We start from the raw sequence: 22,243 nt of genomic DNA, 5'->3' as shown, positions 1-22,243 counted from the left end.
GGCGCTGTACAAATACATTGAGCAATTTATTTTAGGCAAAGAAAAGCGCGCTCTATCTCTAGGCGCGCTTGCGGAATCTTCTAATTTTCTGCATCCTGCAATTGAACTTAATCAACTCCAAATTCTTACAAATCCTTGTTATTACAATATTACTTTTTAGTTCTATGTAATGTAGGCGCTCCTGCCTGTATCCTTTATTTCCTCAACATCCTGTAAAACAACGTAAATCCTTTGTTGCTATCCTTTACGCATCATCCAGATGCTATCCTTTAAGACATTCCATTGTGCTGCTCTCCTAGAGCCTGTCCTAAAATCCGTTTTGTATTAGTAACCTAAATCATTGGTTGGTCGAGTAAGTTGTCCGTTTCCATTTACTCGTTAAGCATCACTGCTTGGTTGTTAAGTTAATTATAGGCGGTACGATATTTTAAAGAAGTATAGGTTGCTAATTAATTGCTATAGTCGTAATAGTTAAAATAATTTACTTTAATTAAAACAATTGGTTACTTTGTTTGTTATGGTTTTTCATGTTGTGTTTTCATCATTGGCTGTCACGTTTGTAGGATATGTCTTACGTTGGTTTTCTATTTTAGCGATTTTAACAGGATCAGATTATATAAAGTGTGCACTTTTGGGTAAGGCACGGTAGAATTATTGATAATAGTTATTATTCAGGTGGGAAATATGAAAAAAGTATTCGCAATTGTAGTTGGTTTGGCTGTGTCGGCACCCGTTTTTGCAACTGAGTCCGTTAATATTTATTCTTTTCGACAGCCTTTTTTAATAAAACCAATTTTAGATGACTTTACCAAACAAACTGGTATTAAAACAAATGTAGTGTTTGCTAATAAAGGCTTAATAGAGCGCGTTAAGCGCGAAGGTAAACACAGCAAAGCCGATTTAGTATTAACGTCTAATTTTAGCGCCTTAATCCAACTTGAAGATTTAGATTTAACGCAAACTATTAGTAGCGAAGCAATTAATAACAATGTGCCTGCGGCATTTCGTGATGGCGACGGCCAGTGGGTGGCACTTACTAAGCGAGTACGTAATGTTTACTCGTCAAAAGAGCGTGTGGGCGCGCTACCTGAGCTGACTTATGAAGATTTGGCAGATCCAAAATATAAAGGGCAAATATGTACTCGCTCTGGTAAACATCCGTATAATTTGGGTTTAGTTGCATCAATGATTGCACACCATGGTGAAGCAGATACCAAAGTATGGCTTGAGGGGGTTAAAGCAAATTTAGCGCGTAAACCACAAGGTAACGATAGAGCGCAAGTAAAAGCAGTGAAAGAAGGCTTGTGCGATCTTGCATTTGGCAATAGTTACTATTTAGGTAAAATGCTGCAAGATGAAACCCAAAAAGAATGGGCACAAGCGGTAAATATTAACTTTCCGAACCAAATCAATCGCGGCTCGCATATAAATGTGTCGGGTGCAGTTATTACAAAATACGCTAAAAACCCTGAAAATGCCTTGAAACTCCTAGAGTATATGACCGACAATAAAGCGCAAAACATGTACGCTTCAATTAATATGGAATATCCGGTTAAGCCAGGCGTAGAATTATCAAGTTTAGTTGCATCTTGGGGAAGCTTTAAAGAAGATAGCTTACCACTTGATGAAATTAGTAAATATCGTCCGTTAGCGTTAAGGCTAATTGATGAGGTGAAATTCGATCTTTAAATGACTTATAAATTTCAGCTGTCTAAATGGCAGCTTTTTGCATGGTCGACAGGATTATTACTGTCGACCCCATTGTTTTTTCTGCTATTTGAATCTCTACAAGGTAACTCAGAGGTGTTTTCGCATCTTTGGGATACAGTGCTGTGGGATTACATTTCTAATACCGTATTACTTATTTTAGGTGTGTGTGTACTAAGCTGTGCTATTGCCTTACCACTTGGCTGGCTAACCGCTTATTGCCAGTTCCCGGGTAAAAAACAGTTTGAATGGGCGTTAATGCTGCCACTGGCTATGCCTACTTATATTATTGCCTATGTTTATACCGACTTGCTTGATTACGCAGGCCCAGTACAAAATACTCTCAGAGACTGGTTTGGGTGGCAATCGCCGGATGATTACTGGTTTTTTGATATACGCACTTTGCCCGGCGCTATAGTAATGCTTGCACTGGTGCTTTATCCCTATTTATATTTAATTTTTAAAACAGCCTTGCGTGAGCAGTCTTTTAAGTTAGTACAGGCTAGCCAGTTAATGGGGCTGTCGTCGTGGCAGAGCTTTTTTAGGGTGAGCTTAGTGTTATCGCGCGGCGCAATTGTAGCTGCGCTAGCGCTAATTAGTATGGAAACCATGGCTGACTTTGCCACAGTAAGCTACTTTGCTGTAAGCACCTTAACCACTGCCGTATACGATACTTGGTTTGGTTATTACTCGTTAACCGCTGCAGCTAAAATATCGGGCGTGATGTTATTACTATTGTTTTTAGCCTTAATGGCGGAGCGCTTTAGTCGCCGTAATCAAGCGGTGTTTGAGCGTCAGTCGGGTATAAATAGTGAAGCGCTTTATATATTAAAAGGCAAGTCGGCTTGGCTGGCAACGCTATTTTGCAGTGTGATTTTAATTGTTGCCTTTGTTATACCTATCGCAGTGTTAATAAAGTACGCCATTGTTTATTTTGATCAAGCATGGAGTAGTGAGTTTTTTAGCTATGCGTGGCAAAGTTTAAAGGTAGCTATAGTAGTAAGCGTAGTAACGCTGTTACTTAGTGTATTAGTGGTGTTTTATCAACGTATAGCCAAGCAAAATTATCCACTTATTCCGGGGCGATTAGCTAGCACCGGCTACGCTTTACCAGGAACAGTACTGGCTATTGCGGTGCTATTACCGCTTACGCTGTTAGAAAATACGGTAAACCGTGTGCTTGAGCCATACGACTTAAATATAGGCTTGTTACTCACTGGCAGTGTATTTACCATTATTTTTGCTTATGTAGTGCGTTTTTACGCAGTAGCACATGGCGCGATTGAGTCGAGCTTTTTACGCATTAGCCCCTCTCTCGATATGGCAAGCCAATCTATGGGCAAAAGCCAAGGCCATACGTTACGTTTGGTGCATTTACCCCTACTTAGACGCGGGTTGCTTACTGCGGCTTTGCTGGTGTTTATTGAATGCATGAAAGAGCTACCTACGGCTTTGTTACTTAGGCCGTTTAATTTTGAAAGCTTAGCTACGCATGTGTTTCAGTATGTGAGTGATGAGCAATTAGAGCTGGCTTCTATATCGGCATTATTTATTGTGCTGGTTGGATTTATCCCTTTGTATTTTATTAACCGTTCTATGGAGCAACGTAGTTAAATGAGTAGTTTGATTTTACAAGGCGTGAGCTATCAATATAACGGTACTAAGGTTATTCACGAGCTAAATTTAACCATAGGTAAAAACGAAATAGTGTGTTTGTTAGGTGCCAGTGGTTGTGGCAAAACCACCACCTTAAAAGCAATTGCAGGGCTAATAGAAACGCAACAAGGAAGCGTGTTTATCGATGGCAAGCTGGTGAGTAACGCCAATACATTTATCTCGCCAGAGCATCGTAATATTGGCATGATGTTTCAAGATTATGCGTTATTCCCGCATTTAACCGTGGCACATAATATTGCTTTTGGCTTAAATAAAATGAGTAAAGAGCAAAAGCAACAGCGCGTTGATGAAATGCTTAAGCTGGTGCATTTAGTTGGCTGCGCCGACAGGTATCCGCATCAGTTATCGGGTGGGCAACAACAGCGGGTGGCGATTGCGCGTGCACTTGCTTACAAACCAAGTTTACTATTACTTGATGAGCCGTTTTCGAATATAGACACTCAAGTACGCTTTGAATTAATTGCCGATATTCGCCGCATAATTAAAACTCAACAAGTGTCGGCAGTATTTGTTACCCACTCAAAGGAAGAGGCTTTTGCATTTGCAGACACGCTGGCTATTATGCACCAGGGTAAAATAGCTCAGCAGGGCACCCCAGAACAGCTTTTTGCTAAACCAAGCTCAAAGGAGGTTGCAGAGTTTCTGGGTCAGGGCATATACTTAAGCGCAGAAGTGTTAACAGCAACTGAATATAAAACCGCTTTTGGCCTAGTTGAGTCGGTTATTGCGCACCAGCATCAGGCTAATATAGGAAAAATATATGTGCGTCCTCATCAAATAGAGCTAATGAGCGACAATAAAAAAGATAGCCATAGTGAACGCGCCACCATATTAAGCAGTCGTTTTATTGGTTCGGCTTATGTTTACACTGTAGTTATTGCACAACAAGAAATAGAAGTTGCAGCGCAATATGGCCAGTCATTTGTTCAAAATGAGCAGGTTATAATAAAAATAAAACCTCACACGGTGAATTTTTTCGAATCATAAATTAATTTGTTATTCGCTGTGTTTATCTATTTATAAGCTAAGGAATATCAATGGCACAAGCGCAATCAGGGATTTGTGCTGAAGCAAACTTACACGGTTTGCATTTATTTTTTAATGTGTTTGATGGCCAAGATGAGTCATTACGTACAAAGCTCAAGCAAGTAAGCGCTATTGAGGAAGAGTTTAGCGATCAGTTTTCTGAATCTATGCTTTCTTGTATGGTGGCTATTGGTGCACAGTATTGGCCGCATATTTTGCCAGAGTATATCCCCAGTGAACTACAAAGCTTTCCTAATATAAATCATAATGAACACGCAATGAGCGTGCAGCCGTGTGATTTGTTTGTGCAAATACGTTCAGACCGCGAAGACGTTAATCATTTATTTGCACTGCAAATTTTAAAGTTATTTGCACCAGATGTAGAGCTGGTGGAACAAATTCGTAATTTTAGATTTTTAGATGGTCGCGATTTCAATGGTTTTATTTATGGTGGCAAAATGCCGCATGGCCGACAAAAGCGGGCAACGGCGTTAATAAATAAACCAGGTAGCTTTGAGGATCAAGGCAGTTATATTCATGTGCAACGTTATAAGCACGATCTAAGCGTATGGCAGCATCTATCGCTAGATGAGCAAGAGCAAATAATAGGTCGCACTCGCTTAGATAACACTCTTATAGCCCCAGCGCTTGAAACCAGCCATGCACAACGCAGTGAATTAAAAGATGAGCAAGGCCAGCCAATATTACTTAATCAAGGCATGCCTTATGGCGATGTTTACGAGCAAGGAATGCTGTCAATTACTTGCTCGGCCAGTGGAACCGCATTTGAACAGGTATTAAAAAGTCGTTTAGGTGAGGGGGAGTGCTATGATCATTGGCTTGATTTTACTCAAGCCGATATGGGGTCTGCGTTTTTTGCACCGTCAGTTGGGTTTTTAAAACAGTTATAACGCATGTTTTAAATACTAAACCGTATCAAATAAAATACGTACCCGCTCTAGGGTTAAGTCTATTTCAGATATTTTAGCTGGGGCAATAAAAATAGTGTCGTCGCCAGCTATAGTACCTAACACGCCATCGGCTTTACCTAATGAGTCAAGTAAACGCGCAATAAGCTGAGCCGCGCCTGGACTGGTACGGATAATAATCATCATTTCGTTATGCATTATATCAATAACAAGCTGGCGCAACGGGCTTTTTGCTGTGGGTACGCCCATTTCTGCTGGCAAGCAATACACCATTTCTTGTTTGGCATTGCGCGTTCGTACCGCGCCAAACTTACTAAGCATGCGCGACACTTTACTTTGGCTTATATTGTCAAAACCTTGCTCTTTTAACGAATCTACTATATCGCCTTGAGAACCAAAGTTTTCTTCTTTTAAAAGCGCTTTAAATGCTTTTACTAACGCTTCCTGTTTGTCTTGTGGTTGCATAGTTTTTATTTGCTTTTTATTATCCATGCCGCAAATTCTACACAAAAACGAATAATTATGCAGCAGTTGTTTATTTAACTTGCCAGTTTACTGTATTCAGGCCAAATGTTTTTACAACTATGGTCTAAAATATTACGAAAATAGGCAGGATAAATTTGTTTTTAGTCGCTAATTTCTTTATCTTAGAGCCATAAATATTTCCTACCTCAAATCACGGAGAATTCCAATGAAAGTTGCTGTATTAGGTGCTGCAGGCGGTATCGGTCAAGCGTTGTCTTTATTATTAAAAACAGGCTTACCAGCTGGTTCTGAATTATCACTATATGATGTTGCACCAGTAGTTCCAGGTGTTGCGGTTGATTTATCTCATATCCCTACAGCGGTTAAAGTAGCTGGCTTTGGCGCTGATGCGTTAAATGAAGCGCTTAAAGATGCTGATATCGTACTTATTCCTGCTGGCATGCCACGTAAGCCAGGTATGGATCGTGCAGATTTATTTAATGTAAATGCTGGTATCATCAAAACATTAGCAGAAGGCATAGTTGCAAGTTGTCCTAAAGCATTAGTAGGTATTATTACTAACCCAGTAAACGGCACTGTACCAATTGTTGCTGAAGTATTTAAAAAAGCAGGTACTTACGACGCTAAACGCGTATTTGGTATTACTACGCTTGACGTTATTCGTTCAGAAGCATTTGTTGCTGAACTTAAAGGCGTAGACGTAGCAACTGTTAAAGTTCCTGTAATCGGTGGCCACTCAGGTACTACTATTTTACCTCTACTTTCTCAAGTTGAAGGCGTGAGCTTTACAGATGAAGAAGTTGCAGCACTTACTCCACGTATCCAAAATGCGGGTACTGAAGTTGTAAATGCTAAAGCGGGTGGCGGTTCAGCTACTTTATCAATGGGTGCAGCAGCAGCTCGTTTTTGTATGTCTTTAGTTAAAGGCCTACAAGGTGAAGACGTTGTAGATTACGCGTACGTTGCTGTTGAAAATGGCGATGCGGAGTACTTTGCACACCCAGTACGTTTAGGTAAAAACGGCGTAGAAGAAATTCTTTCTTACGGCGAACTAAGCGCATTTGAAACAAAAGCAAAAAATGACATGCTTGAAACACTGAAAAAAGACATCAAAGAAGGTGTTGATTTCATGGCGTAATAGCCAAAATCAAGTGACAAAAAAGCCTGCGTTTGCAGGCTTTTTTATTGCTCGGAATTTAGCTAACCTGCACCCAGGTTAGCTACACATAAAGGCAGTAAAGTTAGTGATCGCGATCAACTGCAATACGGGCAAGGCTCACAAGTGCTTTTTTATATTCAGACTCAGCTAAAAAGTCTAAGCAAGCAATGGCTTTGTCGGCTTCAAGTTCGGCCTTTTGCATCGTAAATTCAAGCGCATTGGTTTGTTTAAGTGCCGCTAAAATTTCTTCAAGATGATCCATGCCATTACTGTGCTCTATAGCGTCACGGATCAGCTGTGTTTGCTGCTCATTACCATGTTGCATTGCATAAATAAGCGGCAGAGTTGGTTTCCCTTCGGCTAAATCATCACCAATATTTTTACCTAATTGATCTGCATCTGCGTTGTAATCAAGTACGTCATCAACGAGCTGAAACGCAGTACCTAAATGCATGCCGTATAGGTTAAGCGCATCAAGCGTGGCTTGGTTTTGCTCAGTAATAATGGCCGCAAGGCCTGTCGCGGCTTCAAATAGCTTAGCGGTTTTAGAGTAAATAACCTGCATATAACTCGCTTCAGTGGTGTCGGGGTCATTACAGTTCATTAACTGTAATACTTCACCTTCAGCAATAATGTTAGTTGCATCTGCAAGCACTTGCATTACCTGCATTTTACCAAGGCCAACCATAAGCTGAAATGAACGAGTGTAAATAAAGTCGCCCACTAATACGCTGGCAGCATTACCAAACTCAGCATTTGCTGTAGGCGTGCCTCGGCGTAAGTTAGATTCATCAACAACATCATCATGTAATAGTGTTGCGGTATGAATAAACTCAACAATAGTTGCAAGTGTAATATGATCTTTACCCTGATAACCCAATGCTCTGGCCGCTAGTATTGCCAACATTGGGCGCACGCGCTTGCCGCCACTGTTTACAATATACAAGCCAAGTTGGTTAACTAACGCCACATCTGAGCGCATTTGCGCATGTATAAGTTGATTGACGTCATTCATATCGTTTTCGATTAACGCCTGGATAGCTTTTATATCCATTGATCTCCGAGCCAATTTTTATGTGTGAACGGCGCAGATTGTACAACAAAAAAAGCACTAGCTCGATATTTTGTGACGATTCCCTGAAAAAACACGGTTAACATCGCTAATTAGCACTTAAATACGAGAGATAGCTGATTAATTAGCGTACAAAGCGTGCTGTAATTTATGTTTATTTATTATCCGTTGGAGTGTGTGTTTAGCTAAGGCAAATTATTTTCACTAATCGTGAAAAAGCGCTTGGCAAAAGGGCTATTTAATATAAAATAGGGGAAATATTGAATTGCTCTCAATGCAGCTACTTTTTATTCATTTTAATTACAAAATAGGCTTGCTAGTTATTACGCCGTAGCGTAAACTTCGCGCCCTATCGAAGAATATTTTAGTTGCGTCGATTTGAGGGCGCACAGACGGAGTTAATTATGTACGCGGTTTTCCAAAGTGGTGGTAAACAGCATCGTGTGACTGAAGGTCAAACGATTCGTCTTGAAAAATTAGACGTTGAAACTGGTGCAGCAGTAGAATTTGATTCAGTACTTTTAGTTGCTGATGGTGAGAAAATCGAGATTGGTGTACCGTTCGTAAACGGTAGTAAGATAACAGCTGAGGTTGTTTCACATGGTCGCGGTGAGAAGATTAAGGTTGTTAAATTTAGACGCCGTAAGCATTCTCGTAAGCAAATGGGCCATCGTCAATGGTTCACAGAAGTTAAAATCACTGGCATTAGCGCTTAATTAGAGGTACTTAGAAATGGCACATAAAAAAGCAGCTGGTAGTACTCGTAACGGTCGCGATTCAGAAAGCAAACGCCTAGGTGTTAAGCGTTTTGGTGGCGAATCAGTTCTAGCGGGTAGCATCATTGTTCGTCAGCGTGGAACTCGTTTCCACCCTGGTACAAACGTAGGTATCGGTAAAGACCACACTATCTTCGCAAAAGCAGATGGTAAAGTTCAGTTTGAACAAAAAGGTCCTTTAAACCGTAAATACGTAACTATCGTAACTGAGTAATCAGTAAGATAGTTAAAAAACCCCGCCTTTGCGGGGTTTTTTGTTTTCATTATTTTACAATATATACCCAAGCCTGCAATTATACCTATGGGTTTAAGTAGCGGGCTCTTTAACGAAGTTATAGAGCGATCTAATTCGTAAAATGGTTCAAATATTTATGCCAATTGGTATTAAGTTGGCTTGGGTATATAATAGTGTTATTAACAAGCCAATCCCTAAAGTGAGTAATCATGAAGTTTGTAGATGAAGTAGAAATTCGCGTAGAAGCTGGAGACGGTGGCGCCGGTATCGTGTCTTTCCGTCGTGAAAAATATATCCCAGAAGGTGGGCCTGACGGTGGTGACGGTGGTGACGGTGGTAGTGTTTATCTACAAGCGGATGAAAACTTAAATACCTTAATTGATTACCAATTTGAACGCTTCCATAGAGCAGATCGCGGTACTAATGGCCGCAGCCGTAACTGTACGGGTAAAAAGTCTGACGATTTAATTATTATGGTACCTGTAGGTACACGTATTATGGACGTTGATACGCAAGAGGGATTAGGGGATTTAACCCAACATGGCCAAAAGATTTTGGTGGCAAAAGGCGGTTTCCATGGCTTAGGAAATGCGCGTTTTAAATCAAGTACAAACCGTGCTCCGCGTCAAAAAACCTTAGGGACAGAAGGTGAAGTACGCAACCTTAAACTAGAGTTATTGTTACTAGCAGATGTAGGCTTATTAGGTTTGCCAAATGCAGGTAAGTCTACCTTTATCCGTAGTGTATCGGCAGCAAAACCAAAAGTAGCAGATTACCCATTTACGACGCTTATTCCAAATTTAGGTGTGGTACGTCCTGAAGCTAATAAATCATTTGTTATCGCTGATATACCAGGCTTAATTGAAGGCGCATCGGATGGTGCTGGTTTAGGTATTCAATTTTTGAAACACCTAGAGCGCTGTAGAATATTACTGCATATTATTGATGTAATGCCAGTTGATGGCTCAAATCCAGTTGATAATGCATTTGCGATTGTTAATGAGTTACATCAGTACAGTCCTAAATTAGCAGAAAAGCCGCGCTGGTTGGTATTTAATAAAATAGATTTATTACCAGCTGACGAAGCAAAAGCTTTATGTGAAAAAATTGCACAAGAGCTAGGCGAAACTGAAAATATTTACAGCATTTCTGCTATTAATAAATCAAATACTCAACCACTAATTCATGACGTAATGACATTGCTTGAAAGCATGCCAAAAGAGAAATTCGTTGAAGCAACAGACGAAGAAGTTGAGTTTAAGTGGGACACCTATCATCAAAAAGCTGCTAAAAAGAGCGACGATGATGATGATTGGGATGAGTGGAATGAAGATGATTACGACGTAGAAGTTGTGTACGAACGTTAATTATAATTAATTACATATAAAAGGAGCTTATGCTCCTTTTTCTTTGTTTAATAATAAATACTGGATAATTAGTGTGATAATTTCAATGATTGCTGCAATGGCAAATAACCGTGTAATTGGCCTTAATAATACAATGCCTTGGCATTTACCTGGAGACTTACAGCATTTTAAAAAAGTAACCACAGGTAAACCTGTGATTATGGGGCGCAAAACATTTGAGTCTATTGGACGGCCTTTACCTGGGCGTCGTAATATTATTATTACCCGTAATAGCCAGTATCAAGCAACTGGAATAGAAATTGTTACAACGCCAGAGGCCGCGTTAAATTTAGTTGCTGATGTGGAAGAGGTGATGATCATTGGTGGTGGAAATATTTATCAACAATTTTTAGAAAGTGCACAAAGACTTTATTTAACCTTTATAGACTTAGATGTTGAAGGTGACACTCAGTTTCCTGATTACGAAAAAGTGGCAACCTGGCAGGTTAAAGATGAAATACAAATGGCTGCGGATGAAAAAAATCAATATAGTCATAAGTTTGTAACTTTATATAAAAACCCTTAACATTATTGCGAAATACTGAGCATATTGGTACAATATTAACTAATCCAATAGGAATAAAGTATTGTAAAAAGGGTTTTCCATGATTAAGTTATCAAAGCTAGTTGTTATTACTGCGCTTGCAGCCGGTTCGTTTGTATATACTGCCCCTGCACAAGCAGATGATCAGTTAGCGATTTCTATCTGTGAGTATATTGCAGCGGATGATAAAAATCGTTTACGTAGTAAGCTTAAAAGCGCACGAGTGAAAGTTCGCAATATATACGACGCAGTATTTTGTAATGGTAATAATTTATTACGACATGCAGTGGCAAGTAACGCACTAGATAGTGGCGAATATATAGTTAAAAACCTATCTAAAAGCTCACTAGAAGATGGCGCTGATGTATCATGGGCTGAATCGAACGGTCATTCAGGATCGCCCTTAATTGCGATAATTAAAGAGCGCGCAGGTCTTTAATTTTACAATAAATACGATTAAACCACGTTTTATACGTGGTTTTTTTACGCCTGTATTTTTATAAATAATTTTATATAACACAGCACTATTTTAGTGTTGTAATCCCCCCTTTTAACACAAACGCCAACCTTATTAAAAACATAACCCTTTTTACTTATTAACTTACTTATTGTGTTGAAATGAACTTATAGCCGACTCTATAGGTGCTGAAGTTAAAGTAACCTAGGAATAGCCACACAAAATAACTCATTGTTTTTATTTGGGTTAACATTCTTGTTGTTGCTTTGACAGCTCATGAATTTAATACGATTGTTAGTATTTGCCATTAAACTGTCATAAATAGTCAATATTCTACGCGCATATGATTTTAGGGATTTATTTATGCGCGCCTCTACATTTACCCGCTTACTGGCTGTTTTGTTAACTCTCGCAAGTGTTTTATTAGCTATGACTCTACTTTGGGCCAGTCAAACTTTTCTAAAACTAGAGCAGCAAGACAGTGCATATAGACAGCTTAAAAATACGATTATGGTTGATCTAGCGAGCTATCTAAGTAATTACTTAGCACAAGGCGATAGCCAATACTTAACACAAGCCTCAAGTTTAATCTCGCAAGTAGAGCAAAAACAGTTAACGCTATTACCAGCAGCTCTTAAATCACAACTTACTGAGCAGTTAATTACTCTAAATAATGATATAAACGGTAAATATAGAGCCTTGGGTAAGCTCTCTGGTAACGAAACGGCTTTACTTGATAATGCGCTAAGGCAAATGGCTGGTTCGGCATCCTCGTTAATTAATTATGCGCGCTCAGCTTCGGATAATAGTAACAACACGCTTAGTTATTATAAATTGGCCAATGAGTATTATAGTGAAGTGATTAACTTATCATTATTTAGTTATCAACTGGTGCTAGATTATCAGCAGAGTGTAGAGCAGAGTTTGCAACAAAGCGTGAAAAATTTAAATGTATTAGCAGCAAAAATAGAGCAGCTACCAAACTTAGGTGTGATGGATAAAGTAGATGAGTATAGTTTATTTATTGACGAGCAAAGTGAAGATTTAGCTACTGATATTAAATCAGAATTAAGTAGTTGGCCAAATCGCTATCCTCGGGATTTAACCAGTACATTAACTCAGGCACAACAACGACAGACGGGGGCCGATGAATTGCGCACGCAGCTTAGTAATTTATCTAAAACAGTGATAAATGCAGAGCAAGCACTAAAAACACAACAAGATAATTTAAAGCAGCAAGTATTTTGGGTGTTTTGTGTTGCTATTAGTGGGCTAGTTATACTTGCTGGCGGTGTTTATATTGTTCAGCGTAATCTGGTACTTAATCCTCTTCGACGGTTGCGCGACGGATTTGCATTTTTAATTGAAACGAATGAGCTTAAAAATATTGTCAGTAATAACCCAAAAACTGAAGTTGGGGAAATAGCCCAATACTTTAATCAGCTAATTGAACGCCAGCGCATAGAAGCACAAGAGCGAGCGCAAATGCTAAAAGTAGTGAATGCTTTTATGCAGCAAATGAGTAAACACTTACAGACGATTGAGCAACAAACTACTACGAGTTATGGGCAAGTGGAACAGAATCAGTATTTACTAACCGATATTCAGCAGATTGGAGAGCAAGTTAATGATATTAATACACAAGTAGCTGATAACGCACAAAGTACCTTTAGTGCCATGGAACAAAGCTTAGGATTTGCGCAAAGTATGTTAAGTGCGAGTGCCGATACACAGGCACGGGTTGAACGCAGTATACAAAGCTTACAAGAGCTACTTAATGGTGTTGAAGGCGTAAGTAAAATTATAGAAGTAATACGTAATATTGCAGATCAAACCAACTTACTTGCGCTAAATGCAGCAATAGAATCAGCTAGGGCAGGTGAGCATGGTCGCGGCTTTGCAGTAGTGGCTGATGAAGTTAGGCAATTGGCACTGCAAACGCAAGGCTCGCTGAGCGAGATAAATGGGCAGCTCACCATACTGAGTGAAAACTCACGGCTAGTTGCTACGCAAATAACAGCATTAACCCAAGGTGCTCAATCGCAAACGCAAAATGCCCAAGAACTTAAGTTAAATTCGGAAGCGGTGGCAAGTAATGCAAAAAATGCTAATAAAGTAGCGTTTGAGGCGATGAAGCTTGCTAAGCAGCAAAGCAATTTATTAGATAACTTTAGTCAGTCAATGGCTGAAATGAAGGGGCAAGTAAGTGAGTCGAGCTCGTTGGTGGATGATATACGACATCAGCTACAACAACAAATTCATTCGATTAAAGGGGGCCTGGGGTTGTAATAAATTAGCTTTAGCGCTCATCTTATATCATGCTCTAAATTCTATGTGCTAAGCTGTATGCTGGTTTTATTTTATAAAATGAAGGATTTATAATGATTGTACAAGGTCAAACTATTCCCTCGGTTACGCTAAGCCAGTTAACCGACGATGGTATGCAAACACTGACTAACAGTGAATTATTTGCAGATAAAAAAGTTGTATTGTTTGCAGTCCCCGGTGCGTTTACACCTACCTGTTCAAATGCACACTTACCTGAGTTTATTACTCTGGCAGATAAAATAAAAGCAAAGGGCGTTGATGCAATTTATTGTGTATCGGTAAACGATGCGTTTGTTATGAAAGCATGGGGGGCATCACAAAATGCACAAGAAATAGCCATGCTGGCAGACGGCGATGCGAGCTTTACCAAAGCATTAGGCCTTGATATGAATACGGCAGGGTTTGGCGGTGTGCGTTCAAAGCGTTACGCAATGATCGTGGAAAATAGTGTAGTAACCGGTTTATTTGTAGAGCAAGAAAAAGAATTTGTGGTTAGTCGTGCTGCTGCTGTTTTAGAAAAGCTATAGAATAAATTAGCGATTTGAAAATACAAAAGCCGATGTTGATGCAACATCGGCTTTTTGCAATTATTGCTTATTAAGGCTGATATTGCCCGCTAATTGTTAAGCCCGAGAAGGTTTTATACGCGTTAACACTTAAGTGCCACGTACCCGCTTGTGGGCTTGAGAAAGTACAGGTTTCGGCATTACCATTTTTATATGGACGACAATCGTAACTCGATGTCGTGGGCTGACTGCCAAACTTAACAAACAAATCAGCATCGCCTGTGCCACCGCTTGTTGTTACTGTAAATGTAGCCATACCTGCTGGCACGTCTAGTGTGTAATGCTTCCATTGACCTGCATTAGCACTCACATCGCTTACAGTGCCACCACCAGCTTGAGGTGTGCCTGAGCCCCCGCCCGAAGCTGCTGTAATATTACCAGTTAAGCTGATCCCAGAATAGGCAGAATAACCTCTTAGCATCACATGATACGTACCTGATGTAGGGTTATCGATTGAGCACTCTTCGTTGTTACCACTTTTGTAAGGGCGGCAATCGTATGTAGAGGTTGTTGGCTTACTGCCAGAGCGCACGTATAAATCGGCATCACCAGTGCCTCCACTCATAGTGAAAGTGACATTAGTTGCGCCACTGGGCACTGTCATTGTATAAAATGTTTCAGAGTTAGTTGCGCCGCTTAAACCGGTTTGAGTTTCGCCATCAAGAAGTTCATTACCACTTGGTGGTGGTGCAGTGCCACCACTTGCAGCAGCTACGGCAGCTGCTGCATCAACAATACCGGTACCACAGCTAGTACATGTGGCTGGGAACGAGCGGGTGGTTGTTTTTAAAATATTTTCGATTTCATCGGGAGTAGCATTCGGCTTTGCTTGTTTTATCAGTGCCGCTACGCCAGCAACATGGGGGGCTGCCATTGATGTACCCTGCGAAAAACCGTAGCTATCACTAGAAGGGGTTGACGAACCGGCGTTATAAGTGGATAAAACACCTTCAGAATCGTTAGCAAAACTTTGCGCACCACCCGGTGCGGCAACATCAATATTACTACCGTAATTAGAGTAATAAGCACGACCGCCATTACGGCCAACCGAGGCTACATTTACCACGCCATTACAGTTGCCTGGGTTATAGTTTGCTGAGTTATCGTTATCGTTACCAGCAGCAATTACCACTACTGTGCCGTTATTACGTGCGGTGTTAATAGCACTTTGTGTTGTAGAGCTACATGAGCCACGGCCCCCTAAGCTCATATTTATTACATCTGCAGGATTGGCATTTGCCGGTAGCCCAGATACATTGCCACCAGAAGCCCAAATAATACCATCAGCAATATCAGAGGTTAAACCGCCGCACTTACCTAGTACACGTACAGGCACTACTTTGGCGCCGTAAGCAACCCCAGCAACACCCTCACCATTATTAGTAACTGCAGCAACAGTACCCGCTACATGTGTACCGTGCCAGCTAGAGTTTTGTGCACCGTTAGTACCACATTCATTGGCAGCAACCGCATCGCCCGGATCGCGGGCATCGCTATCGCGACCATTGCCATCATTAGCCACCGATAAATTCGAGATCATATCGTAACCGGGTAAAATATTAGCGTTTAAATCAACATGAGGGCGATAGCCTGTATCGAGTACTGCAACAACAACACCGCTACCAGTGGCTGTATCCCATGCGGTAGGTAAGTTTAAGCCGCCAGCTTGTTCATAATAATGCCATTGGTCGTCAAATCGTGGATCATTAGGCGTTGCAAACGGTTGCAGCATTTGATCGACTTCAATGTACTCAACGTTGCCAGATTCAAGCATTTCTTGCATAAATTGCTGTGCTTCTTGTGCATTTAGCTTTTTACTTGCACGCATTACATGGTGATTATTAAGTGCCATGGCACGAATATACTTCGCTTTTACTTTGCCTTTTTTAGAGGTGTAATTTTTAACAAAGCTCTGCGCTTTATTTTGCATATTTGATTGGCTTACATCTGTGTCTGTAGCTGCAAAGCTAGCTAAATCATTAGTGTTATTTTTATATTTAATAATGAATTGTGTTTCAAAACCAGTTTGATTTTGTAATTTAGCTGTTGTTTCTGCCATTGATGGTGCAATTGCTTGTGCAGGAGTTGCAATACTCGATGTTGCAGCAAATAGTGAGCTGATAGTAAAGGCTATTGCACACTTTTTAAATGATTTACCTGTTGTCATGATTATCCTTAGTTTTTATTTGTTATTTCGTAGCACAAATCCACGAAGTGGGTACAAAGGTAAATGTTCTGTTAAATTAATTGAAAGATTAATTACTTATTAGCTTCTTTCATTTGGTTATAACCTTGTTATTAGCGGGTTTGTAGTTACTTTGTACTTTTTATATTTATAAATATAAGCATAAGTAACTAGTTTTAAATTTGAGTATTAATACTTTTATTTTTATTTGTTGTGCAATTGAAAATAATCAATTCGATGTCCAGCCGGTGCATAAATTTTGTTATAATCAAAAAAAATTAATGAGATAAATAAATGACCCAAGTAGATGTGATAGTAATAGGTGCGGGAGCAGCAGGCTTAATGTGTGCAGCGCAAGCAGGATATCGTGGCCGTAGTGTTACAGTACTTGATATGGGCAAAAAGCCAGGTCGAAAAATACTCATTAGTGGCGGTGGGCGCTGTAACTTCACCAACGAAAATGCCAGCCCTAGTAATTATTTGTGTGGCAACCCTCATTTTGTTAAATCATGTTTAAGTCGTTATACCCAACATGACTTTATTGAACTAGTAGATCGTCATGGTTTAGCCTATCACCACAAAACACTAGGTCAGCTTTTTTGTGATAATAATGCTCAAGACATTGTTGATATTTTACTTACTGAGTGTGAATGGGCGGGGGTATCTATAAAGTTGCGTAACGAAGTAATCAGCGTTTCAAAAACTGAAACTGGTTATAGCGTAGTAACCGAGCATGAAACATTTTATTGTGAGTCGTTAGTGATTGCCTCCGGTGGCTTAACTATGCCTAAGCTTGGCGCAACACCCATTGGCTATAAAATTGCTGAGCAGTTTGGCTTAAAAGTATTACCGACCATGGCGGCACTTGTACCATTTACTTTGCATCAGCACGATAAAGAACGTTTTGAAGCGCTTTCAGGTATAAGTATTTTATGCGATGTTACTAGTGAAGATGGCACTGCATTTAAAGAAAACATTTTATTTACCCATAGAGGATTATCGGGTCCTGCTATATTACAAATAAGCTCATTTTGGCGCGCCGGACAGGCGGTAACTATTAATTTATTACCCGAAACAGATTTAAGACAACAGCTAGCCGATTGGCGTGAAACGCAATCCCAAAAGTCGTTAAAAAATAGCTTAGCCACTATTTTACCTAAACGTTTTATTGAAGTTCTTCATGAGGGGAAAGCAATTCCTGATTGTAATATTAACCAGCTAACACATAGCCAAATTGACGAGTTAGTTAACTATATACATGCATGGCAAATTAAACCAAATGGCACAGAAGGTTACAGAACAGCGGAAGTAACGCTAGGCGGTGTAGATACCGATGAACTTAGCTCAAAAACCTTTGAAGCAAAAAAAGCACAAGGCTTATATTTTATTGGCGAAGTAACCGATGTAACCGGCTGGCTAGGGGGCTATAATTTTCAGTATGCGTGGAGCTGTGGTTTTGCTGCTGGGCAGTATGCTTAATATTTTAGGAACAATAAGTTAGCAGTTACAAGGTTAATTTAGTTTATTGGGTTTAACCGCTGATACTTTAGAGCTAACTTTTAAATAGCAGCGGATTTACTTAATGTGTTTTCATAGTGAGTTTTGGTTAAGTTGTCGCTAGCAACACAGACCTGATCTCGCCCTTGTAATTTTGCTTTATAAAGCGCTTTATCGGCGCGCTCTAAAAGATGCAAAGCAGTGTCGTCAACATGCGCTTTAGCTATACCAATACTGATAGTTAACGCTCTATTATCGATTAAATGAGTGGCAATAAACGCTCTGAGCTCTTCAGCTTCGTTAATTGCGTTATCTAGGCTGCTATCTCGAAGAATAATAGTAAACTCTTCTCCGCCCCAGCGTGCAATTAATGCACTATTTGTAAGCTTGTTTTGTAAAATATTGGCAAACTCACTAAGCACGTTATCACCCGCTAAATGGCCATAAGTATCGTTTACTTTTTTAAAGTGATCTATGTCGCAAATCATCACTATATTTGATTTTCGCTCATTATTATTTTCACTCAGTAATTGCGACAATTCAAAATCAAATTTTTGCCTGTTATATAGCCCGGTGAGCTTATCGGTTTCGGCTAGCTGTTTTATTTCGGCATTGCGCTTCGAAAGATGAGAGTAAGCCGAAAAACGCGTTTTTTCATAAAACCTAAATAATAAAACATGCGCAATAGACACTTCAATAAAATTAAATAATGCAGATAAACCTATGGTAATTGATAGTTGTTGCTGTAAGTAAACTAGATAGGCACAAATACCAAAAGCAATGCTACTTAATATACTTCCCCAATTACGCCCAACTAAAAAAAAGGTAAAAGGCGGAATAAGTGTTGCCCAAAATAATGAATGAGCATGACCCTTTGCCGATACTATAAAGAGCATTATTAAGCTAACTATCATTAATGCAACAACCCAAGCAGCTTTACTAACCTGGGCTGTTTTATTAAACCATATACAAATACTTAATGACGTTATAAGTCCTAAGGCATCAATAAGTGCAATATCGTAACTCGAAAAATAAAAAACATTTAGTAAGGTTAAAATTAAAAAGTAGCAGCAGCAGATTAATAAAGAATGTGCAATTAAGCGTGTTCGCCAGTAATCCTTATGATCTCTAGGGTATTGCGGAAATTCTTTATACCAAAAATGTAGCATCAAATAACGACTTAATAATTATTAGTTAATTCAGTATTGTCTATTTATTATAAAGTGGGTAGTAATAAATTATAAAACCCCGATAGACTTAAATCTATCGGGGTTCTTAACATTTATTTTTACTCTTGTATAAATGCTTCGCCTTCTTTCATCCACTTTGCGGCGGGTTTGCCTTTTAAGTAATGATCAAAGTACTGCATCATACGAATCGAAAAATCGACTTGATTAGGAAACTTTTTCAAGTGATGAGGTTCGCCTTCATACTGTAAAAAAGTGGCATCTTTACCCGCACGGCGCAGGGCTAAGTAATACTGTACCCCTTCGTGCCAAGGTACAGCGTCGTCTTTATCGCCAAACATAATTAAAATAGGAGTGTTTACTTTATCGGCAAAAAATACCGGTGAGTTTTCTATGTATAATTCTGGCGCTTCAAAAAGGTTTTTACCAATGCGGCTTTGTCCTGTTTCGTACTGAAACTGACGCGCTAAGCCCGATTTTAAACGAATGCCACTATAGGCGCTGGTCATGTTAGACACGGGAGCACCCGATACAACCGCTTTAAACATATCGGTTTGAGTGATCATAAAGGCACTTTGGTAGCCTGCCCACGAATGACCTTGTAAACCAATTTTATTTTTATCAGCAATGCCTAAATCAATGAGCTTTTGCGTGGCGTTGATCATGGTTTGCGTTGATGATTTACCTGGGTGGCCTATTTCAAAACGAATGTCGGGTAAAAATACCGCGTAACCGTTTGAGGTAAACATAGGGAAGTTAGGGCGGTGGTTTAATTCCATTTTAGGAAAGTCGTACATGCGCTGGCTCATATAACGGTAAAAATACACCATTACTGGTACTTTTTCGCCTTTTTTGTAACCCGCAGGTTTAATTAGTACGCCTTGTAAGTCTTCGCCATCAAAGCCTTTGTAGCTTATGAGTTCTGGTTTTTCGCCCCAGGCAAAGTTACTTATTTGTGGGTTAAGTGTAGTCACTTGTTGCGGAGCACTGAAACTAAAGTCAGTTTGATAAAAGTCTGGAAACTGATGATACGCTTGCTCAGTAAATAGGTATTTATCGGCATTTTTTGCTTTTTTAACTAAATCAAAACGTTTATTACCACTGAGCACTTTAGTTACTGTGTTGGTGGTTAAATCAAGCTTGGCTATTTCACTTTGCTTAGTTTGTAAGTTAATAGCCGATATAAGCAATGTTTCGTCTTTTTTAAAGCCAACTTGGCTTTTATCAAGTTTAATAACGCGATATTGAGTATTGGTTTGTTTACCATTAGTTAAACGTTTTGCCTGCTGGCTATTTACATCAAACGCCCAAATATCGTACTTACTGTAAGCAAGTAGTTGGCTGCTATCTTGATTCCAACCGGCAAAACCATAACCTGGTTGGGCTGAAGGGTAGTCGTGCTTGTCATCAGCAAAAGTAGCTCCAATAGCGCGTGTAAGCGTAGTGACTTTATTATTTTTTAAATCTTTTAGCTGTATATGGTTATCGCTAAAGTAGGCGGCAAACTCGCCATTAGGTGCCAAACTTGGTTTAAACGGGTAGTTACTAACAATGGGAGTGTGTTTACCTGTATTAATATTTACAGCAAAGTAGTCAGCAAAAAAGCCGCCATACATTATTTTCTCAAGGTATGGGGTATCAGTATAACCAAGCAGTGATGTATCGCGTTGCGGATTAAGCGCAACCTCTGGCATGCTCACAGTACTTAGCTGGGTAACTTTTTGCGAATTTATGTGGTACACCGCGCTGTAATGGCGGTTTTTGTTTTTTTCGTTCCACTGCTGCTGTTCACGCGGTTTTATTTGCGCGTCGTTGTTATGCCATACTTTTAAGCCTTTATGCTCTCGTATAGTGTCAAAGTCGTATAGTGAGGCTTCGTCGCTATACTCTTTAGCTTTTACTTTAGCGGCTAGTTTAGGGCGATTTTCAAAATATAAACGCTCGCCATTTTCAGACCATATTAACGCGGCGGTTTTACCTATTCCCCAATCTTTGTTGGGGGAGTTAATAGTTGTTAGCTGCTCATTTTGCCAAAGTTGTAAGCTGTAGTTACGACGGCGCATGTCGTCGTTAACATAGTTACCTAACGTAAATGCTACGCTTGCCTCAGTCGGGTGCCAGGCTATTTTATTGGCCACAACACCAGGCTCATCTATGAGTATGCTGCTTACAAAGTCATTTAAATTAAGCAGTGCTATTTGATTGTTGTTACCATCGCTGTAACTCTGGCTAACTAATAGTTGCTGGTTAGTTGCGCTAATACTGTAGTTAAATACATCTGTAATTGTGTGGCTGCGTTTATTGCTTAAATTTACAATAACCAGTGGATAGGTTTTATCATCTTTGTCTGGTGTGATGGCGCTATCGTTTTTATTAGCATGAGTGCTGGCACTTTCATCCTCGGCTTTTTCATCATCGCCTTTAGCTGCTTTTTGATCTAAGCGATAGGCAAGCCAAGTTCCATCGTTTGATAACTTATAGTCTTTCACATTACTAAAACTTTGTTGCTCGCCTGTTTGGGTATTTACTAGTACCAGGTTGTTTTTTAGAGCATCTTTTTTCTTCGTGGTTTCTTGTGCTAGTAGCGTGGGTACTTGGGTAAATGCGACCCAGTTAGCAGCTTGATTAATAACTGGTTTAGTACCACGCGGTACTTCTGCAATTAAGCTATTACCGCTTAGCGAGTAAACTTGGCCTGTGGCATCACCACGATACGGGGTTGCACTGAGCGATAAAATACGGCCATCTTCAGATAGCTGCGTTGCTTTGGCTGATTTAAAATCAAACACATCGTTAAATTGTAGCGACTCTTTAGCGTAAACTGTGGTGCTAGCTACGCTGACAATAAGCGCAGAGCTTAAAAGGGTGAGCTTTGTTTTCATTATAGGTTCTCGTTTTTTAGCGTTATTTTATTGTAACGAGTTTTGTCTATAATTCGAGTATATACGACAAGTGGTAGCAAAGCAGAGTTGAAAGGCTGAAGGTGAAAATTTAAAAACCTTGCAA

18 protein-coding genes are annotated in these 22,243 nt (G+C 39.8%); 13 read left to right on the top strand and 5 right to left on the bottom strand.

What is annotated here, in order from left to right:
• Positions 1-684: 684 nt before the first annotated feature.
• The 4 genes from I6E78_RS01250 to I6E78_RS01235 are packed head-to-tail and all read left to right on the top strand — an operon-like array spanning position 685 to position 5,321.
• On the top strand, positions 685-1,689 hold the full coding sequence (locus I6E78_RS01250; protein WP_011329308.1) for a Fe(3+) ABC transporter substrate-binding protein: 1,005 nt from the start codon (positions 685-687) through the stop codon (positions 1,687-1,689).
• Positions 1,690-3,321, top strand: coding sequence for an ABC transporter permease (locus I6E78_RS01245; RefSeq protein ID WP_011329307.1), 1,632 nt, complete (start codon positions 1,690-1,692; stop codon positions 3,319-3,321).
• On the top strand, positions 3,322-4,371 hold the full coding sequence (locus tag I6E78_RS01240) for an ABC transporter ATP-binding protein (RefSeq protein ID WP_197181819.1): 1,050 nt from the start codon (positions 3,322-3,324) through the stop codon (positions 4,369-4,371).
• 50 nt (positions 4,372-4,421) lie between these two features.
• Positions 4,422-5,321, top strand: coding sequence for a Dyp-type peroxidase (locus I6E78_RS01235; RefSeq protein WP_011329305.1), 900 nt, complete (start codon positions 4,422-4,424; stop codon positions 5,319-5,321).
• A gap of 15 nt (positions 5,322-5,336) precedes the next feature.
• Here I6E78_RS01235 and argR read toward each other — a convergent pair whose 3' ends face one another.
• A complete protein-coding gene (gene argR / locus I6E78_RS01230; protein WP_041454781.1) occupies positions 5,337-5,804 on the bottom strand; it encodes a transcriptional regulator ArgR in 468 nt (155 codons plus the stop codon).
• A gap of 226 nt (positions 5,805-6,030) precedes the next feature.
• Here argR and mdh point away from each other — a divergent pair, with 226 nt between their 5' ends.
• A complete protein-coding gene (mdh, locus tag I6E78_RS01225; protein ID WP_011329303.1) occupies positions 6,031-6,963 on the top strand; it encodes a malate dehydrogenase in 933 nt (310 codons plus the stop codon).
• 103 nt (positions 6,964-7,066) lie between these two features.
• Here mdh and ispB read toward each other — a convergent pair whose 3' ends face one another.
• Entirely contained in the window at positions 7,067-8,038 is a 972-nt protein-coding gene (gene ispB, locus I6E78_RS01220; protein WP_197181818.1) for an octaprenyl diphosphate synthase, read from the bottom strand.
• 422 nt (positions 8,039-8,460) lie between these two features.
• Here ispB and rplU point away from each other — a divergent pair, with 422 nt between their 5' ends.
• From rplU to I6E78_RS01185, 7 genes are all read left to right on the top strand, one after another.
• The gene (rplU, locus tag I6E78_RS01215) at positions 8,461-8,772 is read left to right on the top strand and encodes a 50S ribosomal protein L21 (protein WP_197181817.1); all 312 of its coding nucleotides are present in this window, start codon (positions 8,461-8,463) and stop codon (positions 8,770-8,772) included.
• 16 nt (positions 8,773-8,788) lie between these two features.
• Positions 8,789-9,046, top strand: a complete 258-nt coding sequence (gene rpmA, locus I6E78_RS01210; RefSeq protein WP_002957747.1) for a 50S ribosomal protein L27 — start codon at positions 8,789-8,791, stop codon at positions 9,044-9,046.
• Between the two features lie 230 nt (positions 9,047-9,276).
• Positions 9,277-10,434, top strand: a complete 1,158-nt coding sequence (gene cgtA, locus I6E78_RS01205) for an Obg family GTPase CgtA (protein WP_197181816.1) — start codon at positions 9,277-9,279, stop codon at positions 10,432-10,434.
• Positions 10,435-10,507: 73 nt separating this feature from the next.
• Positions 10,508-10,999, top strand: a complete 492-nt coding sequence (folA, locus tag I6E78_RS01200; RefSeq protein WP_172459222.1) for a type 3 dihydrofolate reductase — start codon at positions 10,508-10,510, stop codon at positions 10,997-10,999.
• 79 nt (positions 11,000-11,078) lie between these two features.
• Positions 11,079-11,456 carry a DUF3718 domain-containing protein gene (locus I6E78_RS01195; protein WP_179806927.1) on the top strand — a complete coding sequence of 126 codons (378 nt, stop codon included), beginning with the start codon at positions 11,079-11,081 and terminating at the stop codon, positions 11,454-11,456.
• Between the two features lie 381 nt (positions 11,457-11,837).
• Positions 11,838-13,763 (top strand): methyl-accepting chemotaxis protein, encoded by a 1,926-nt coding sequence (locus I6E78_RS01190; protein WP_197181815.1) that lies wholly within the window; start codon positions 11,838-11,840, stop codon positions 13,761-13,763.
• A 92-nt stretch (positions 13,764-13,855) separates the two neighbouring features.
• Positions 13,856-14,329: a peroxiredoxin gene (locus I6E78_RS01185; protein WP_086997685.1), complete on the top strand. Its 474-nt coding sequence runs from the start codon at positions 13,856-13,858 to the stop codon at positions 14,327-14,329.
• Positions 14,330-14,399: 70 nt separating this feature from the next.
• Here I6E78_RS01185 and I6E78_RS01180 read toward each other — a convergent pair whose 3' ends face one another.
• Complete coding sequence (locus I6E78_RS01180) at positions 14,400-16,535, bottom strand: S8 family peptidase (RefSeq protein ID WP_197181814.1); 2,136 nt, start codon at positions 16,533-16,535, stop codon at positions 14,400-14,402.
• A 312-nt stretch (positions 16,536-16,847) separates the two neighbouring features.
• On the opposite strand from I6E78_RS01180, the gene I6E78_RS01175 reads away from it, so the two are divergent.
• A complete protein-coding gene (locus I6E78_RS01175; RefSeq protein WP_197181813.1) occupies positions 16,848-18,032 on the top strand; it encodes an NAD(P)/FAD-dependent oxidoreductase in 1,185 nt (394 codons plus the stop codon).
• A gap of 80 nt (positions 18,033-18,112) precedes the next feature.
• Here I6E78_RS01175 and I6E78_RS01170 read toward each other — a convergent pair whose 3' ends face one another.
• On the bottom strand, positions 18,113-19,219 hold the full coding sequence (locus I6E78_RS01170) for a GGDEF domain-containing protein (protein WP_197181812.1): 1,107 nt from the start codon (positions 19,217-19,219) through the stop codon (positions 18,113-18,115).
• 119 nt (positions 19,220-19,338) lie between these two features.
• A complete protein-coding gene (locus I6E78_RS01165; RefSeq protein WP_197181811.1) occupies positions 19,339-22,119 on the bottom strand; it encodes an alpha/beta hydrolase family protein in 2,781 nt (926 codons plus the stop codon).
• Between the last annotated feature and the right edge of the window lie 124 nt (positions 22,120-22,243).

The organism is Pseudoalteromonas sp. NZS127 (assembly GCF_015864805.1).
GTDB lineage: Bacteria > Pseudomonadota > Gammaproteobacteria > Enterobacterales > Alteromonadaceae > Pseudoalteromonas > Pseudoalteromonas nigrifaciens.
The sequence above is the reverse complement of the archived record's forward strand: the minus strand, read 5'-3'. Positions and strand labels throughout refer to the sequence as shown.

What these genes read in the sequence shown, in the direction of transcription:
- I6E78_RS01250 (WP_011329308.1), top strand. Translation starts at nt 685, where the DNA reads ATGAAAAAAGTATTCGCAATTGTAGTTGGTTTGGCTGTGTCGGCACCC.
- I6E78_RS01245 (WP_011329307.1), top strand. Translation starts at nt 1,690, where the DNA reads ATGACTTATAAATTTCAGCTGTCTAAATGGCAGCTTTTTGCATGGTCG.
- I6E78_RS01240 (WP_197181819.1), top strand. Translation starts at nt 3,322, where the DNA reads ATGAGTAGTTTGATTTTACAAGGCGTGAGCTATCAATATAACGGTACT.
- I6E78_RS01235 (WP_011329305.1), top strand. Translation starts at nt 4,422, where the DNA reads ATGGCACAAGCGCAATCAGGGATTTGTGCTGAAGCAAACTTACACGGT.
- argR (WP_041454781.1), bottom strand. Translation starts at nt 5,804, where the DNA reads ATGCAACCACAAGACAAACAGGAAGCGTTAGTAAAAGCATTTAAAGCG.
- mdh (WP_011329303.1), top strand. Translation starts at nt 6,031, where the DNA reads ATGAAAGTTGCTGTATTAGGTGCTGCAGGCGGTATCGGTCAAGCGTTG.
- ispB (WP_197181818.1), bottom strand. Translation starts at nt 8,038, where the DNA reads ATGGATATAAAAGCTATCCAGGCGTTAATCGAAAACGATATGAATGAC.
- rplU (WP_197181817.1), top strand. Translation starts at nt 8,461, where the DNA reads ATGTACGCGGTTTTCCAAAGTGGTGGTAAACAGCATCGTGTGACTGAA.
- rpmA (WP_002957747.1), top strand. Translation starts at nt 8,789, where the DNA reads ATGGCACATAAAAAAGCAGCTGGTAGTACTCGTAACGGTCGCGATTCA.
- cgtA (WP_197181816.1), top strand. Translation starts at nt 9,277, where the DNA reads ATGAAGTTTGTAGATGAAGTAGAAATTCGCGTAGAAGCTGGAGACGGT.
- I6E78_RS01195 (WP_179806927.1), top strand. Translation starts at nt 11,079, where the DNA reads ATGATTAAGTTATCAAAGCTAGTTGTTATTACTGCGCTTGCAGCCGGT.
- I6E78_RS01190 (WP_197181815.1), top strand. Translation starts at nt 11,838, where the DNA reads ATGCGCGCCTCTACATTTACCCGCTTACTGGCTGTTTTGTTAACTCTC.
- I6E78_RS01185 (WP_086997685.1), top strand. Translation starts at nt 13,856, where the DNA reads ATGATTGTACAAGGTCAAACTATTCCCTCGGTTACGCTAAGCCAGTTA.
- I6E78_RS01180 (WP_197181814.1), bottom strand. Translation starts at nt 16,535, where the DNA reads ATGACAACAGGTAAATCATTTAAAAAGTGTGCAATAGCCTTTACTATC.
- I6E78_RS01175 (WP_197181813.1), top strand. Translation starts at nt 16,848, where the DNA reads ATGACCCAAGTAGATGTGATAGTAATAGGTGCGGGAGCAGCAGGCTTA.
- I6E78_RS01170 (WP_197181812.1), bottom strand. Translation starts at nt 19,219, where the DNA reads ATGCTACATTTTTGGTATAAAGAATTTCCGCAATACCCTAGAGATCAT.
- I6E78_RS01165 (WP_197181811.1), bottom strand. Translation starts at nt 22,119, where the DNA reads ATGAAAACAAAGCTCACCCTTTTAAGCTCTGCGCTTATTGTCAGCGTA.